At 65.0% G+C, this 16,210-nt stretch carries 16 protein-coding genes; 10 read left to right on the forward strand and 6 right to left on the reverse strand.

Annotated features, from left to right (window positions below; all coding sequences use genetic code 11):
- Window positions 1–5: 5 nt before the first annotated feature.
- From IF809_RS20355 to IF809_RS20365, 3 genes are all read left to right on the forward strand, one after another.
- Window positions 6–1,667: an electron transfer flavoprotein-ubiquinone oxidoreductase gene (locus tag IF809_RS20355; RefSeq protein ID WP_128967816.1), complete on the forward strand. Its 1,662-nt coding sequence runs from the start codon at window positions 6–8 to the stop codon at window positions 1,665–1,667.
- A gap of 314 nt (window positions 1,668–1,981) precedes the next feature.
- Window positions 1,982–3,778: a tetratricopeptide repeat protein gene (locus IF809_RS20360; RefSeq protein ID WP_453992512.1), complete on the forward strand. Its 1,797-nt coding sequence runs from the start codon at window positions 1,982–1,984 to the stop codon at window positions 3,776–3,778.
- A gap of 24 nt (window positions 3,779–3,802) precedes the next feature.
- Window positions 3,803–4,687, forward strand: a complete 885-nt coding sequence (locus IF809_RS20365; protein ID WP_128967814.1) for a 4-(cytidine 5'-diphospho)-2-C-methyl-D-erythritol kinase — start codon at window positions 3,803–3,805, stop codon at window positions 4,685–4,687.
- Window positions 4,688–4,809: 122 nt separating this feature from the next.
- Here the strand turns inward: IF809_RS20365 and IF809_RS20370 are convergent, their stop codons facing one another.
- The 5 genes from IF809_RS20370 to IF809_RS20390 all read right to left on the reverse strand — a co-directional run bounded on the left by IF809_RS20370 (window position 4,810) and on the right by IF809_RS20390 (window position 9,427).
- On the reverse strand, window positions 4,810–5,679 hold the full coding sequence (locus tag IF809_RS20370) for an alpha/beta fold hydrolase (RefSeq protein ID WP_462838310.1): 870 nt from the start codon (window positions 5,677–5,679) through the stop codon (window positions 4,810–4,812).
- A gap of 5 nt (window positions 5,680–5,684) precedes the next feature.
- Window positions 5,685–6,317: a LysE family translocator gene (locus tag IF809_RS20375; RefSeq protein WP_462838311.1), complete on the reverse strand. Its 633-nt coding sequence runs from the start codon at window positions 6,315–6,317 to the stop codon at window positions 5,685–5,687.
- Between the two features lie 45 nt (window positions 6,318–6,362).
- Window positions 6,363–7,625: a beta-ketoacyl-ACP synthase II gene (fabF, locus tag IF809_RS20380; RefSeq protein WP_128967811.1), complete on the reverse strand. Its 1,263-nt coding sequence runs from the start codon at window positions 7,623–7,625 to the stop codon at window positions 6,363–6,365.
- Between the two features lies 1 nt (window position 7,626).
- Window positions 7,627–8,142 carry a winged helix-turn-helix transcriptional regulator gene (locus IF809_RS20385; RefSeq protein WP_462838312.1) on the reverse strand — a complete coding sequence of 172 codons (516 nt, stop codon included), beginning with the start codon at window positions 8,140–8,142 and terminating at the stop codon, window positions 7,627–7,629.
- Between the two features lie 277 nt (window positions 8,143–8,419).
- Window positions 8,420–9,427, reverse strand: a complete 1,008-nt coding sequence (locus IF809_RS20390) for a polyprenyl synthetase family protein (protein WP_092298991.1) — start codon at window positions 9,425–9,427, stop codon at window positions 8,420–8,422.
- Window positions 9,428–9,556: 129 nt separating this feature from the next.
- On the opposite strand from IF809_RS20390, the gene IF809_RS20395 reads away from it, so the two are divergent.
- From IF809_RS20395 to glyS, 6 genes are all read left to right on the forward strand, one after another.
- Window positions 9,557–9,784, forward strand: coding sequence for a putative signal transducing protein (locus IF809_RS20395; protein ID WP_092298505.1), 228 nt, complete (start codon window positions 9,557–9,559; stop codon window positions 9,782–9,784).
- Window positions 9,777–10,544: a tRNA1(Val) (adenine(37)-N6)-methyltransferase gene (locus tag IF809_RS20400; RefSeq protein ID WP_128967809.1), complete on the forward strand. Its 768-nt coding sequence runs from the start codon at window positions 9,777–9,779 to the stop codon at window positions 10,542–10,544. The genes IF809_RS20395 and IF809_RS20400 overlap by 8 nt, the downstream gene beginning before the upstream one ends.
- A gap of 216 nt (window positions 10,545–10,760) precedes the next feature.
- Window positions 10,761–11,669, forward strand: coding sequence for a S49 family peptidase (locus IF809_RS20405; RefSeq protein WP_453992498.1), 909 nt, complete (start codon window positions 10,761–10,763; stop codon window positions 11,667–11,669).
- 116 nt (window positions 11,670–11,785) lie between these two features.
- The gene (locus IF809_RS20410; protein ID WP_128967807.1) at window positions 11,786–11,977 is read left to right on the forward strand and encodes a hypothetical protein; all 192 of its coding nucleotides are present in this window, start codon (window positions 11,786–11,788) and stop codon (window positions 11,975–11,977) included.
- 211 nt (window positions 11,978–12,188) lie between these two features.
- Window positions 12,189–13,124: a glycine--tRNA ligase subunit alpha gene (locus IF809_RS20415; protein WP_453980093.1), complete on the forward strand. Its 936-nt coding sequence runs from the start codon at window positions 12,189–12,191 to the stop codon at window positions 13,122–13,124.
- Window positions 13,124–15,223, forward strand: a complete 2,100-nt coding sequence (glyS, locus tag IF809_RS20420) for a glycine--tRNA ligase subunit beta (RefSeq protein WP_462838313.1) — start codon at window positions 13,124–13,126, stop codon at window positions 15,221–15,223. Before IF809_RS20415 ends, glyS begins: the two co-directional genes overlap by 1 nt.
- A gap of 171 nt (window positions 15,224–15,394) precedes the next feature.
- Here the strand turns inward: glyS and IF809_RS20425 are convergent, their stop codons facing one another.
- Entirely contained in the window at window positions 15,395–15,748 is a 354-nt protein-coding gene (locus IF809_RS20425; RefSeq protein WP_128967804.1) for a DUF1236 domain-containing protein, read from the reverse strand.
- A 236-nt stretch (window positions 15,749–15,984) separates the two neighbouring features.
- Between IF809_RS20425 and IF809_RS20430 the strand changes: the two genes are divergently transcribed.
- On the forward strand, window positions 15,985–16,140 hold the full coding sequence (locus IF809_RS20430; RefSeq protein WP_014497329.1) for a DUF3096 domain-containing protein: 156 nt from the start codon (window positions 15,985–15,987) through the stop codon (window positions 16,138–16,140).
- The last annotated feature ends 70 nt before the right edge of the window (window positions 16,141–16,210 follow it).

Genomic DNA, 16,210 nt, shown 5'->3' on the forward strand with positions numbered 1-16,210 from the left:
ATCAGATGAGCACCGAAGAACTTCCCCCGCGCGAATCCATGGAATTCGACGTCGTTATCGTCGGCGCCGGTCCCTCGGGCCTGGCCGCCGCGATCCGGCTGAAGCAGATCAACGCCGATCTCAACGTCGTCGTCGTGGAGAAGGGCTCCGAGGTCGGTGCGCATATTCTCTCCGGCGCCGTGATCGACCCGGCCGGGCTCGACAAGCTGATCCCGGACTGGCGCGAGGATTCCGATTGCCCGCTGAAGACGCAGGTGAAGGACGACCGCTTCTTCTGGTTCACCGAGACCAGCGCGATCAAGCTGCCGAACTTCATCATGCCGCCGCTGATGGACAACCATCACTGCTATATCGGTTCGCTCGGCAATGTCTGCCGCTGGCTCGCGCGCAAGGCCGAGGCGCTCGGCGTCGAGATCTATCCGGGCTTTGCCGCCGCCGAAGTGCTCTATGACGAGAAGGGCAAGGTCAAGGGCATCGCCACCGGCGACATGGGCGTCGGCCGCGACGGCAAGCCGAAGGACTCCTTCACCCGCGGCATGGAGTTGCTCGGCAAGTACACGCTGTTTGCCGAAGGCGCGCGCGGCAGCCTGAGCAAGCAGCTCATCAACAAGTTCGCGCTCGACGCCAAGAGCGAACCGCCGAAGTTCGGCATCGGCCTCAAGGAAGTCTGGCAGATCGATCCCGCCAAGCACCAGAAGGGACTGGTCCAGCACGCGGTCGGCTGGCCGCTCAAGAACGATACCGGCGGTGGCCTGTTCTTCTATCACTATGACGAAAACCTGGTCTCGATCGGCTTCGTCGTCCACCTCAACTACAACGATCCGTATCTTTCGCCGTTCGACGAATTCCAGCGCGTCAAGAACCATCCCGCAGTGCGTGCGACGCTCGAAGGCGGCAAGCGGCTCGCTTACGGCGCGCGTGCGATCACCGAAGGCGGCTATCAATCGGTGCCGCGGCTGAGCTTCCCCGGCGGCGCGCTGATCGGCTGCGCGGCGGGGTTCGTCAACGTGCCGCGGATCAAGGGCGTGCACAATGCGATGGGCACCGGCATGCTGGCCGCAGAGCATGTCGCAGCTGCGCTCGCCGCCGATCGCGCCAATGACGAACTCGTCGAATACGAGAACGCCTGGCGCGATTCCGTCGTGGGCAAGGACCTCTATCCGGTCCGCAACGCCAAGCCGCTCTTGTCGAAGTTTGGCACCTTCATCGGGGCCGGGCTCGGCATCTTCGACATGTGGTGCAACACGCTGTTCGGTGCCTCGCTGTTCGGCACTCAGTCGCACGCCAAGCCGGATCGCGCGACGCTCGATCCGGCCAAGAGCCACGCACCAAAGGCCTATCCGAAGCCCGACGGCAAGATCTCGTTCGACAAGCTCTCCTCGGTGTTCCTGTCCAACACCAACCATGAGGAGGATCAGCCGGTCCACCTGAAGGTTACCGACATGAACCTCCAGAAGACGTCGGAGCACGACGTCTTCGCCGGCCCTTCGAATCGCTATTGCCCGGCCGGCGTTTACGAATGGGTTGAGGAGGGCGGCAGCCCGCGCTTCCAGATCAACGCGCAGAACTGCGTCCATTGCAAAACCTGCGACGTGAAGGATCCCAACGGCAACATCACCTGGGTTCCTCCGGAAGGGGGCGGCGGGCCGAACTACGAAGCGATGTAGGCGCGCAAGGGCGCCAAATGGCTCCGAAGCGTGATGTAGCGCACGTTCGCGTGAGAACGGGAGTCCTGCGGGTGCCCCTGGTCACGATAAGGCCATAGTAGCGGCGTCTTGGGGCCTCTCGACGGTCACTTGAACGGTGACTTGGCCGATTTGGGGCGTGCGGAGGGGATCGCCCGGTCCGAATCCTTGCGGTGAAGCGCCAAAAGCGGCATTGTCCGGACCGACGGTTCCGGGTCCCGATGTCGCCGGCCGCGTTCGCGTGCGAGACGGCCTTTGCTCCAAACCCAGGCACCACCAACTCAAGGCGAGCCCTGATGTTCTCAAATCGTTTCAACCGCTGGACTGCTGCTGCCATCGCTCTTGCCGGCTCCGCAATCGTGGCGGTCCCCAGCGCGGTGCTGGCGCAGACACCGGATCATCCGGCCGACACGGCGGCGCAGTTTCCGACCCGGAACGATCTGAAGTCGCTCACCAGCGCCGGCAGCTATCTTGCCGCCCGTCACGCCAGCGTCGAGCGGGATGCGACCTCGGCTGCCGCGTTCTACCGCTCCGCGCTGCGGACCGATCCCAAGAACAACGAACTGCTCGATCGCGCCTTCATTTCGTCGGTCGACGACGGCGACATCGACGAAGCGGTCAAGCTCGCCGAGCGGATTCTCACCATCGACAAGACCAATCGCGTCGCTCGCCTGGTGGTCGGCGTGCATGATCTGAAGCTGAAGAAGTATCCGAGCGCGCAGAGCAACATCAACCAGTCGGTCCGCGGACCGATTACCGATCTCGTCGCGACGCTGCTGTCCGGCTGGGCCGCCTATGGCGCGGGCGACGCCAAGGGTGCGGTTGCGACCATCGACAAGCTCGCAGGCCCGGAATGGTATCCGTTGTTCAAGGACCTGCACGCCGGCATGATCCTCGAGAACGCCGGCAAGGAGAAGGACGCGGGCGCCCGCTTCGAGCGCGCCTACAAGCTCGACGATTCCATGCTGCGCGTCACCGAGGCCTATGCACGCTGGCTGTCGCGCAACAAGGACGCCGCCTCGGCAACCGCGATCTACGAAGCATTCGACAAGAAGCTCGCCCGTCATCCGCTGATCGTGGAAGGTCTGCGTGAGACCAAGGCGGGCAAGAAGCTGCCGCCGCTGGTCGATTCCGCGCAGGCCGGCGCGGCCGAGGCGCTTTACGGCATCGGCGCCACGCTGACCCGCCGCGGCGGCGAGGATCTTGCGCTGGTCTATCTCCAGCTCGCGCTCTATCTCCAGCCCACTCATCCCCTGGCCTTGCTCTCGCTCGCCGACCTCTATGAATCCGTGAAGCGTCCGCAGATGGCGATCAAGATCTATGAGCGCGTGCCGTCGAGCTCGCCATTGAAGCGCAACGCGCAGATCCAGCTCGCCATCGATCTGGACTCCGCCGATCGCACCGACGAGGCGATCAAGATCCTCAAGGGCGTGACATCGGAGGATCCCAAGGATCTCGAAGCCATCATGGCGCTCGGCAATATCGAGCGCGGCCGCAAGAAGTTCGGCGACTGCGGGGCGACCTATTCGCAGGGCATCGACGTGCTGCCTGCCGGCAACGACAAGGCCAACAGCGTCTGGTACTATTATCGCGGCATCTGCGAGGAGCGCTCCAAGCAATGGGCGAAGGCCGAGGCCGACATGAAGAAGGCGCTCGAGCTCCAGCCCGACCAGCCGCACGTCCTGAACTATCTCGGCTATTCCTGGATCGACCAGGGCGTGAATCTCGACGAAGGCATGAAGATGATCAAGCGTGCCGTCGAGCAGCGTCCCGACGACGGCTACATCGTCGACTCGCTCGGCTGGGCCTATTACCGCATCGGCAACTACGAAGAGGCGGTGAAGAATCTCGAGCGCGCCATCGACCTCAAGCCCGAAGATCCCACCATCAACGACCATCTCGGCGACGCCTATTGGCGCGTCGGCCGTACCCTGGAAGCCAAATTCCAGTGGGCGCATGCCCGTGATCTCAAGCCCGAGCCGGAGGAGCTTCCGAAGATCGAGGCCAAGATCGCGAACGGCCTCACCGACGATAGCTCGAACTCTTCGGCCGCGCAGGCGGACAAGAAGAAAGACGACGACAAGGGCGGTTAAGGTTGCGTTGAGGGGGCATCGCCAATGCCGGCGTTGGTTGAAGAAGGGCGCGCGAAGGTCAACTTAAGCCTTCGCGTGGTCGGCCGTCGCGCCGACGGCTATCATGATCTCGAAAGCGTGGTCGCGTTTGCCGACTGTGCCGACCGGCTCACCCTGGAGCCGGGTAGCGAGCTCAGGCTTGCGACCACGGGGCCGCTTGCGGCGGCTTGCGGCGAGGCCTCGGACAATCTCGTGTTCAAAACCGCCAAGCTGTTGGCGGACGCCGTGCCGAACTTGAAGCTCGGCGCTTTCGCGCTCGACAAGGTTTTGCCGGTCGCAGCCGGGATCGGCGGCGGCTCGGCCGATGCCGCTGCGGCGCTGCGGCTGCTGGCGCGTCTCAACGATCTTCCGCTCGATGATCCCAGGCTCCAGCAAGTCGCGCTCGCGACCGGCGCCGACGTGCCGGTGTGCCTGCTTTCGCGCGCCTGCGACATGACTGGCGTCGGCGAGCAGCTGCTGCCGCTGGCCTTGCCGAGCATGCCCTGCGTGATGGTCAATCCGCGCGTGCCGGTCGCGACCAAGGACGTGTTCCAGGCGCTGGGCCTGCGCAATGGCGAATTGCTGGTCGGGGCCACTTCGGTCCTCGGAGCTCCGGCCTGGCCGGGCGAGGGCGGATCGATTGCCGATTGGGTCGAGGTTCTCGAAACCGTCGCCAATGACCTCGAAGCCCCCGCGCTGCGCATCGAGCCGGTGATCGGTGATGTGCTGGAAGCCTTGCGCTCTTCCGCCGGTGTCAAGCTCGCACGCATGTCCGGCTCGGGTGCGACCTGCTTCGCGATTTATGGCGCGCCGAGCGACGCGCACGCCGCCGCCGAGAAGATCCACAGGGATCACCCCGGCTGGTGGGTGCATGCGGGAACGTTGAGCTAGGTATTTTTTCGCCGACGGTCCTGTAGGGTGGGCAAAGGCGCGCAAGCGCCGTGCCCGCGATCTTTCGCCGATCGTGACAGCCGGTGGGCACGCTACGCTTTGCCCACCCTACGGCAGCGGAGCTAGTCGATGCTCTCCAGCCCCAGAAACCGTCGGATCTCGCCCAGCACCTCATCCGGCTTGTCGTGTTGCAGCCAGTGTCCGGCCCCGGCGATGGTCTCGACGCGCGCCTGCTGGAAATAGCGCTCCAGTCCCGCCGAGCGCGCGCCGGCGAGAAAACTTTCGCCGGCGTTCAGTAGCAGCGTCGGGCAGGCGATCCGCGACCACAGCGCGACGTGATCGTCCGGCCAGAGCCGGTGCGGCGCCGAGGCGCGCTGGTAGGGATCGAATTTCCAGCTATAGGTGCCGTCCTCGTTCCGGCGCGCGCCATGGGTCGCAAGATGCTGCGCGAGCTCGCGTGACAGCCGCTTGTTGTGAAGCACCATCTGCGCGGCCGCATCTTCCAGGGTCGAATAGCGGCGCGGCGTGCGATCGTGCAGCCTGTCGAGCTGGCTCACCCATTTGCTGATGCGCTCGTGCGTCGGCGGCTTGGGCGCATCGGGCAACATCGTCACACCGTCGAGCACGACGAGCTTCGAGACCAGCTCGGGGAATGCCCCCGAAAAGATCAGGCTTACCATGCCGCCCATCGAATGGCCGATGAGCGTCACTTGAGGCGCTGCGATGGCGCGGACGAGCTGGATGAGGTCGTAGACATACTCCGTCAGCGCGTAGCTGCCGCCGCGGGTCCAGTCGGAATCGCCGTGGCCGCGCAGGTCGGGCGCGATCACATGAAAATGCTGACGCAGCGGGCGGGCAATGGCGTCCCAGCTCCGGCAATGATCGCGGCCGCCATGGACCAGCATGAGAGGCGGCGCACCTTCGTTGCCCCAATCGGCATAATGCAGCCGTAGTCCGTGAGACTCGTAATAGCGACTTTGCGGAACGAGCATCGTGGCTATCCATTTACCGGCCGCCGCGCCAGTGCGAGCGACAGGCCAAGACCGGCGATGAACACGCCGGAGCCCTGGGTGAGGCGCCGCATCAGGTGCGGCCGTCCGGTCAAATGCCTGCGCGTTGCGGACGCCATCAGCACGACGACGACATCGGCAAGCGTGTTCATCGTCACCGAGATCGTGCCGAGCACGATGAATTGCAGCGCGGGATGAGACGCCGAGGGATCAAGGAATTGCGGGATGAAGGCGAGGAAGAACGCCGCGGTCTTCGGATTCAGTGCCTCGACCAGCACGCCGTCACGGAACGCCCGCTTGTCGCCGACGCCCTCGCTCTCCAGCGTCAGCGCGCGGCCGGCGCCGCGAAAGATCTTGACGCCGAGCCAGAGCAGATACAGCGCACCAATGAATTTCACGGCAGCAAACAGCTCGGCGCTGGCGAGGATGATCGCGGAGATGCCGAGGCTGCCTGCCACGACATGAACCAGGCCGCCGAGCGCCGTACCTGCGGTCGACGCAAAACCACTGGCGCGGCCCGCCGAAAGCGTTCGTGCCGCGACATAGAAAATGCCGGGGCCGGGAACGGCGGCGATGACAACGGCGGCAGCCAGGAACAGCCAGAGATTGGTTTCAAGCATGCTGTTTTCGTAGCGCAGCGCGCCACGATTGCAAAGCCATCTCGTTCAGCCCATGCGGCGGAAGATCACGCTGGCGTTGACCCCGCCGAAACCGAAGCCGTTGGAGATGGCGTAGCGCATCGGCATCGACCGCGCACCGCCTGCGACGATGTCGATGCCGTCGGCGTTCGCGTCGGGGTTCTCGAGATTGAGCGTCGGCGGCGCGATCTGGTCGCGTAGGGCGAGCACGGTGAAGATCGCCTCCAGCCCGCCAGCGGCACCGAGCAGATGGCCGGTGGCCGACTTGGTTGCGCTGACAGCAATGCCGCGGTTGCGGCCGAACAGCGCACGAATCGCGCCGAGTTCGCTCTCGTCGCCGGCCGGGGTCGAGGTCGCATGCGCATTCAGATGCTGTATTTCGGCGGGGGCAAGTCTCGCCTGGCGGAGCGCGATCTCCATGGCGCGGCGTGCGCCCTCGCCATCCGGCGGACCCGATGTCATGTGATAGGCGTCCGCCGTGGTGCCGTAGCCGACAACCTCGGCGATCGGCGTGGCGCCGCGCGCCAGCGCGTGCTCCAGCTCTTCGACGACCAGAATGCCGGCGCCTTCACCCATGACAAAACCGTCGCGGTCGCGATCGAACGGGCGTGAAGCACGGGCAGGCGCGTCGTTGAAAGAGCTCGACAGCGCACGCGCCGCCGCGAAGCCGCCGAGGCTGACGATGTCGATGCAGGCCTCGGCGCCGCCACAGATGGCGACATCGGCCTCGCCCGCGCGGATCATGCGCGCGGCATCGCCGATGGCCTGCACGCCGGCGGCACACGCAGTGACTGGCGTGCCCAGCGCGCCCTTGTAGCCGTATTTGATCGAGACGTGGCCGGCGGTGAGGTTGGCGAGGAACGAGGGGATGGTGAACGGCGACAGCCGGCGCGCGCCGCGCTGCTCCGTGATGCGCACCGCCTCCGCCATTGCGGGGAAGCCGCCGACGCCGGAGGCGATGATCGTCGCCGTCCGTTCCTGCGCGTGAGCCTCCTGCGGCGTCCATTTGGCCTGCGCGACAGCCTCCGCGGTGGCGAGCAGGGCGAACAGAATGAAGCGGTCCATCTTGCGCTGGTCTTTTGGCGCGGCGGCTTGCGCGGGATCGAAGCCCCCCTCGGCGTCGTCCGCCTTGTCGGGCACCAGGCCGGCAATGCGCGCCGGCAGGACCTGCGCCCATTCCGGCAGCGGTCGCAGCCCGCTTTGACCGGCGAGCAGCCGCCGCCAGGATATCTCGACACCGCAGCCGAGCGGCGACACCGCGCCCATACCCGTCACGACGATACGACGCATCTCAGTCTCCAGTCGGCGCGACCGCCGGGTTCATGGCCTTGAGCGAAGCGAGCCGAGCCCGCATCCCGCGGCTCGCGCGCGGCCCGGGAATGGCGATCGTATTGGCGAGCGTGATCGGCTGTCTGTCGGCGGCATCGACTACCACCGGATCCAACGGACGAGCATCGTTCCGGCTCGCCAGCAAGATGGATTCGCCCTTCGGGGCGAGATGCTTGTTGCCCCAGGCGAGCAGCGCCACGATCACGGGGAAGAAATCCCGCGCCTTGTCCGTCAGCACATATTCGTAGCGCGGCGGCCGCTCCTGATAGCGGCGGCGGACGAACATGCCGGTCTTGGTCAGATGTGCGAGGCGCCTCGACAGGATATTCGGCGCGATGCCGAGATTGCGCTCGAATTCGTCGAAGCGGGTCGAACCCTGAAACGCATCCCGCAGGATCAGGATGCTCCACCACTCGCCGACCGTTTCGACGGCGCGCCCGACCGGGCATTCCTGGACGGACGGGGACTTTGGCTGCATGGCAGGGAAGGTAGGGCAGTGACTTGCAAAATGCAAGTTACGACGAGTTGTAAATCGAAGGAGCGCGACGTTGCAGAAAATGTGGTGAGATTGGAGATGAAAGTTGGAGAGCGCTGTTCGCGCCTGTTGCTCCGTCATTGCGAGCGCAGCGAAGCAGTCCAGACTATTTCCGCCGAGGGAATCTGGATTGCTTCGCTGCGCTCGCAATGACGCGGAGGGAGCGGTATGTACAAGTTTGCTGGGTCAATCGCTGTGCGGAAGCGAGGTGGGCTGGCGCCTAGTGCGACCGTGCCAGACAGAACGCCACCACCTGCTCCAGCGCGCTCTTCATCGGCGAGGACGGGAACAGCGCCAGTGCATCGACCGCCATGGCACCGTAGTGCTGGGCGCGGCTCAGCGTGTCTTCCAGCGCGCGGTGCTTGTTCATCAGGCCGATGGCGTGATCGAGATCGGTGTCGCCGATCTCGCCGCGTTCGAGCGCCTTGATCCAGAAGGCACGCTCGGTGTCGTTGCCGCGGCGGAAGGCGAGCACGACGGGGAGGGTGATCTTGCCCTCGCGGAAATCGTCACCGGTGTTCTTGCCGAGCTTGGCGCTCTTGCCGCCATAGTCGAGCACGTCGTCGACGAGCTGGAACGCGATGCCGAGATTCATGCCGACCGAGCGGCAGGCGGTCTGTTCCGCCTTCGGACGGTTGGCGATCACAGGGCCGACCTCGCAGGCGGCGGCGAATAGCTCGGCGGTCTTGCCGCGGATCACGGCGAGATATTCGTCCTCGGTTGTCGCGGTGTTCTTGGCGGCGGCCAGCTGCATCACCTCGCCCTCGGCGATGGTGGCGGCGGCCGCCGAGAGGATGTCGAGCGCGCGCAGCGAGCCGACCTCGACCATCATGCGGAAGGCCTGCCCCAGCAGGAAATCGCCAACCAGCACGCTCGCCTCGTTGCCCCAGAGCATGCGCGCCGACAGCTTGCCGCGGCGCATCTCGCTCTCGTCGACGACGTCGTCGTGAAGCAGCGTGGCGGTATGCATGAACTCGACGGAGGCGGCGAGCTTGATATGGCCGTCGCCGGTGTAGCCGGCGAGGTTGGCCATGGCCAGCGTCAGCATCGGCCGCAGCCGCTTGCCGCCCGAGGAGATCAGGTGGTTGGCGACCTCCGGGATCATGGTCACGTCCGAACCGGTCCGCGACAGGATCGTGGCGTTGACGCGCTCCATGTCAGGGGCGACAAGGCCAACCAGCTCTTCGATCGACGCGCCGGGGGTTTCGAAAGGTACGATGACGGCCACGCCGGTCTCCAATATTTGCCCCGAAGGGGCTATTCTGATGGAAAGACAATAGAAACTGGAGGCGGACGCGGCAAGTGCTGCGGAACCATTGACATTTGCCGCTTAACCCCTTTCAGGCAGGAGGCTCGTTTGCGTGAACTGGTTCGGACCAATGATATCGTGCTGGTGTCGGCGATCGGCGCGCTGCTCGACGGCGCCAACATCCACCATCTGGTGCTGGACCAGAACATGAGCATCATCGAAGGCTCGCTCGGTGTCCTGCCGCGCCGGATCCTGGTCCATGAGGACGACGCCGTCGAGGCGAGGGCGCTCCTGACCGAGGCCGGGCTCAGCCACGAACTGCGCGGCGATGATTGACGTCGTCACCGATATCACCGAGGACGCCTTTCTCGGCGGCCAGTTGCTCCTGAGGCAGAAGCGATCCGGCCACCGCGCTGGCCACGACGCGATCCTGCTTGCCGCTGCGACGGAGGCCCGCGAAGGCGATCGGGTGGTCGATCTGGGTGCCGGCGTCGGCACGGCCGGCCTGGCGCTGGCCCGGCGTGTCGCCGGGATCGACCTCTGCCTCGTCGAGATCGATCCGGAACTGGCGGACCTCGCGCGTGGCAATGCGGCTGCGAATGCGATTGCCGCGGACGTGATTGTGCTCGATGTCACCGCGGATGCGCAGGCTTTTGCCGCACATGGGCTCATGCCCGACAGTGCGGACTGCGTGTTGATGAATCCGCCCTTCAACGATGCCCTCAGGCATCGCGGCTCGCCAGACGAGTCGCGTCATGCCGCGCATGTCGCGACGGAGGAGACGCTGAATGCGTGGGTGCATGCAGCGCGGCGGCTCCTTCGATCGAATGGTGTGCTGACCTTGATCTGGCGCGCGGATGGGGTTGCTGACGTTTTGGCAGCGCTGTCACGCGGCTTCGGCAGCGTCTCGATCCTGCCGGTTCATGGCGAAGCGGGAAGGCCGGCGATCCGTGTGCTGGTGCGCGCCGCCAAGGGTGGCCGGGCGCCGACGCGGTTGCTGCCGGGCCTCATGCTCAATGATGAGTCACGTGCGCCTAAAAATGAGGTGAGGAATATTCTGGAGGGGAGAGCGGTCTTGCCGCTGGCAGAGCCGTGACGGCTTACTGGGGCAGCGATTCCGACTGCTGTTCTTGCGGGGACGTGAAGCGAATCGCCGTGAAAAGCGCGCCGATCAGCATCAACAGCAGATAGACCTTCATGTCGCTTCCTCCGCTGCCTTATTGCAGCTTGCCAACGGGCATTCTGCAAAACACGTTCCAGGCACCTTCAATGACAGTCGCGTGATAAAGAATGGTTAACCAGAGGTAAGGCCATGGCCGAACAATTGAACGATCGCGAAAATTCCGGCCTTGCCGACAAGCTCCTGCAATATCTGCCGGCGCGCTTACGGCCAGGCGCGGCGGTGGTGCCGGTGGTGCGGCTGTCAGGCGTTATCGGTGCGGTGACGCCGCTGCGTCCGGGCATGACGCTCGCAGCCGTCGCGCGGGTGCTGGAGCGGGCGTTCTCCATGCGCAATGCCAAGGCGGTGGCGCTGGTGATCAATTCGCCCGGCGGCTCGCCGGTGCAGTCGCGCCAGATTTTCTTGCGCATCAGGCAGCTTGCGGCGGAGAAGAAGCTGCCCGTGCTGGTGTTCGTCGAGGACGTCGCGGCCTCGGGCGGTTACATGATCGCCTGCGCCGGCGACGAGATCTTCTGCGATCCGTCTTCGATCCTGGGCTCGATCGGCGTGGTCGGCGGCAGCTTCGGCTTTCAGGAGGCGATCAAGCGGCTCGGCATCGAGCGGCGTCTCTACACGGCCGGCGCACACAAGGCGATGCTCGATCCGTTCCTGCCTGAGAACCCCGACGACGTCGCCAAGCTGAAGGCGCTTCAGCGCGAGATTCACCAGATCTTCATCGCGCTGGTGAAGGAGAGCCGCGGCGCCAGGTTGAAGGGGGCCGACGACACGCTGTTCACCGGCGAGTACTGGGCCGGCGAAACCTCGGTCGCGCTGGGGCTCGCCGACGGCATCGGCGATCTCCGCTCAACTCTTCGTGCCCGCTTTGGCGACAAGGTTCTCACCCCTGTGATCGCGCAGCCGACCGGGCTGCTCTCCAGCCTGCTTGGGCGGAAATCGCCCGGCGCGGGCCAGCTTTCGGCCATAGAATCAATGGCTGGGCTGCCGGATGAGGTGATCTCGGCCGTCGAGACGCGGGCGATTTGGGCGAAATTCGGGTTCTAGGCGGGGGCCACCCGCGCCATTTGGTCCCAAGGATGCCGGGAGCCGGGCCAATTGCGGCGCGGCCCGGAGTGCGCGAATATGCGTGTGGGGGTTGAGCATTGAACAAGGATCGACCGATGCCGCCGTTCGTCGCATTCGCGGGCGTCCTGGGTGGGCTTGCCGTGGTCCGCTGGGCCTACAAGACCGCCATCAGGATCAACGAGGAGCTGGAGGAGATGCGCCTGTCGCGCGTCGCTGAAGCCGCCTCTACGGGGACCGTCCAGACGCTGAAGCGGGACCCCGTGACCGGAGCCTATAGGCCGGGGTAGGGTCCGTCCGCTCAAGTGTCATTCCGGGGCTCGCGAAGCGAGAACCCGGAATCCATCGAACCACGGAGCGAAAGGCACAATGGATTCCGGGCTCGCCCTGCGGGCGCCCCGGAATTACGGCCATTTTCGCCCCCCTTTGCCTTGATTCCCACCCCCGCCGTCGATACGGTCCCGCGCGATTCAAAACCCCCCGCGAGAGCCTGATCTGACGATGGACGCCTCATTGCCCGCCCATATGCGCCCGGAACGCTCGTTCCAGGGCTTTATCCTCGCGCTCCAGCGATTCTGGGCCGAGCAGGGCTGCGTGATCCTGCAGCCCTACGACATGGAGATGGGCGCGGGCACCTTCCATCCGGCGACCACGCTGCGCGCGCTCGGGCCGAAGCCCTGGAACGCCGCCTATGTGCAGCCCTCGCGCCGGCCCAAGGATGGCCGCTACGGCGAGAACCCGAACCGGATGCAGCACTACTACCAGTTCCAGGTGATCATGAAGCCGTCGCCGCCGAACCTTCAGGAGCTGTACCTGAAGTCGCTCGCCGCGATCGGCATCGATTCCGCCGTGCACGACATCCGTTTCGTCGAGGACGACTGGGAGAGCCCGACGCTGGGCGCCTGGGGCCTCGGCTGGGAGTGCTGGTGCGACGGCATGGAAGTCAGCCAGTTTACTTACTTTCAGCAGGTCGCCGGCTTCGAATGCGCGCCTGTTGCGGGCGAGCTCACCTACGGGCTCGAGCGCCTCGCGATGTATGTGCAGGGTGTCGACCGGGTCTATGACCTCAACTTCAACGGCCGCGAGGGCGATGCCAAGGTTACCTATGGCGACGTCTTCCTGCAGGCCGAGCGGGAATATTCGAAGCACAATTTCGAAGTCGCCGACACGGCGATGCTGTTCGAGCAATTCAAGATGGCCGAAGCGGCCTGCAAGAAATACCTCGACGCCGGTTGGAAGGATGGCAAGCGCGAGGCGCATCTGATGGCGCTGCCGGCCTATGACCAGTGCATCAAGGCAAGCCATGTCTTCAACCTGCTCGACGCGCGCGGCGTGATCTCGGTCACCGAGCGGCAGAGCTACATTCTTCGGGTGCGCGAACTGGCCAAAGCCTGCGGCGAAGCCTGGATCCACACTGAAGCGGGCGGAGCGGCCTGATGCCCGATCTTTTGCTTGAACTGTTTTCGGAAGAAATCCCCGCGCGCATGCAAGGAAAGGCGGCCGACGATCTTCGTCGTCTGGTCACCGACAAGCTCGTCGCCGAAGGCCTGGTGTATGAAGGCGCGAAAGCGTTCGCGACGCCGCGCCGCCTCGCGCTCACCGTGCACGGCATCCCGGCGCGCCAGCCCGACCTCAAGACGGAACGTCGCGGCCCGAAAGTCGGCGCGCCCGATGCGGCCGTGCAGGGCTTTCTGAAGGCAACGGGTCTGAAGTCGCTCGATGAAGCCAAGATTCAGCGCGACCCCAAGGGTGATTTCTACATCGGCTTGATCGAGAAGCCCGGCCGCGACGCAATCGACGTGCTCGCGGAAATCCTGCCCGTTATCGTCAGAACCTTCCCCTGGCCGAAATCGATGCGTTGGGGCGCGCGCTCGGGAAAACCCGGGTCGCTGAGCTGGGTGCGTCCGCTGCACGCGATCACCGCGACCTTCGGCCTCGAAACGGAAGAGCCCGATGTCGTAAAGTTTTCCGTCGACGGCATCGAGAGCGGCCAGACCACGTACGGCCATCGCTTCCTCGCGCCGGCCGCGATTCAGGTGCGCCGCTTCGAGGACTATGAGGCAAAACTGCTCGACGCCAAGGTCGTGCTCGACCCCGAGCGCCGCAAAGACGCGATCCTCACCGACGCCAGGCAACTTGCGTTTGCGCAGGGCTTTGACCTCGTCGAGGACCAGACCCTGCTCGACGAGGTCTCGGGCCTCGTCGAATGGCCGGTCGTGCTGATGGGATCGTTCGAGCCTGAGTTCCTGAAGACGCCCGACGAGGTCATCCGCGCCACCATCCGCAACAACCAGAAATGCTTCGTGGTGCGCGACCCCAAGACGGGCAAGCTCGCGAGCAAGTTCATTCTGGTCGCCAACATCGAGGCGACCGACGGCGGCAAGACCATCATCGGCGGCAACGAGCGCGTGATCCGCGCGCGGCTGTCGGACGCGAAGTTCTTCTATGAGACCGACCTGAAGACCAGGCTCGAGGATCGTCTGCCGAAGTTCGAGCAGATCGTGTTCCACGAGAAGCTCGGGACGCAGGCCGCGCGGATCAAGCGCATAGAGCGTTTGGCCGCGGAGATCGCGACGCTGGTGGGCGCTGATGTCGCGAAGGCAACGCGCGCCGCGCATCTCGCCAAGGCGGATTTGCTGACCGAAGTCGTCGGCGAATTCCCTGAGGTGCAGGGCCTGATGGGCAAGTACTACGCGCTGGCCCAGGGCGAGGACGCCTCTGTGGCCGCCGCCTGCGAAGAGCACTACAAGCCACAAGGCCCGACCGATCGCGTGCCGACCGATCCGGTCAGCGTTGCCGTCGCGCTCGCGGACAAGCTCGATACGCTCGTTGGCTTCTGGGCCATCGACGAGAAGCCGACGGGATCGAAGGACCCATATGCGTTGCGTCGCGCAGCGCTTGGCGTGATTCGCCTGATCGCCGAGAACGCTCTGCGCTTGTCACTGATGAAGGTGGCTGCGTCCGCTCTTGCCGGCTTGTCGGTGAAGCCTGCGGACGCGCAGAAGCTGCCGAGCGATCTGCTCGCCTTCTTCGCGGATCGCCTGAAAGTCCAGCTCCGCGAGCAGGGCGCGCGGCACGATCTGGTCGACGCCGTATTCGCGCTCGGCGGCCAGGACGATCTGCTGATGATCGTCCGCCGCGTCGAGGCGCTGGGCAAATTCCTCGACTCTGACGACGGCAAGAATCTGCTCGCCGGCACCAAGCGCGCCAGCAACATCCTCTCGATCGAGGAGAAGAAGGACAAGCGTACGTTCGACGGTGCACCGGATGCTGCGCTCTACAGCCTCGGCGAAGAGAAGGCATTGGCCAAGGCGATCGACGAGGTGAAGGCGGAAGCCGGCGCGGCCGTAGCGAAGGAAGACTTCGCCGCCGCGATGAGCGCGATGGCGAAGCTGCGTCCGCCGGTCGATGCGTTCTTCGACAAGGTTCGCGTCAACGACGACGATGCGAAGGTGCGCGAGAACCGGCTGAAGCTGCTCAATGAGATCCGCAGCGCCACGCGCGCGGTGGCGGATTTCTCGAAGATCCAGGATTGAGGGCGGGGTCACGCGGCAAACACAGTGTCATTCCGGGGCTCGCGCCAAGTGGCGCGCCCCGGAATGACAATAAAAATGCCCCGCCCGGCGGGGGGAAGACCGGGCGGGGCCTGATGTCCGATTACACTGCTCGCGCCACGTCTCGATCGGCGCGCCGGACATCGAGTCGAACTAATCCATCACCTCGACGATGCGCCGCGAGCGCGGCTCGACCAGCACGGTCTCGCCGTTCACGACGGTGTAGCGGTAGGTCGTCGCGCCGAAACGTTGCGGCACGTCATAATAGGTGATGCCGGTCTCAGGTAAGGTGGCACCGACCACGACGCGATCGGGAATGCTGAAGGCCGGCACACGTTGCTCGACGACATACTCCCGGAAGGCCGGCCGCTGTTCGACGGTGATTGTGGGGCCGCTATCGACCACGGCCGGCGCGCGTCCCACCGTGATCCCGGTTTGCGCCTGCGCTGCGACGGGCGAGCCGATCGCGGCCGCGAGCGCTGCAAGGGCAAGAATCCTGTTCCGCATGGGCAACTCCTTCGACGTATTTTTGCGGCGTAGTCTGACGGAAGCGCCAATGGCGCGACCGGTTGCCAATGCTGCGCCGCGCGCGATGTTCCGGAAAAAGCCCTGCCGCATACGCGGCAATTTCGGGCAGTTTTCGCGAAACCCGGAACTCAGGGCGCCGCAGCGCGTCTCTACCCGCGGAACCGGGTCCGGTATGATCCGGCCGCGATTCGTCCCAACGCTCGGAAAGAAAATTCATGCACATCACTGTCGCCCACATCTCGCCGCTTCTGTCGTTGCTTGCGGGCGTGCTCATTTTGATCATGCCGCGCCTGCTGAACCTGATCGTGGCGATTTTCCTCATCATCAACGGCGCGATCGGGCTCGGCTTATTGAAGTGGCTCCATCTCTAGGCCTTGATTTTCCGGAACTCTGACTTGCGCGGGCCCGCCCAAAATGGTGTAAGGCCCGCAATTTCCCGTC

It is taken from the genome of Bradyrhizobium sp. UFLA06-24 (assembly GCF_054967145.1).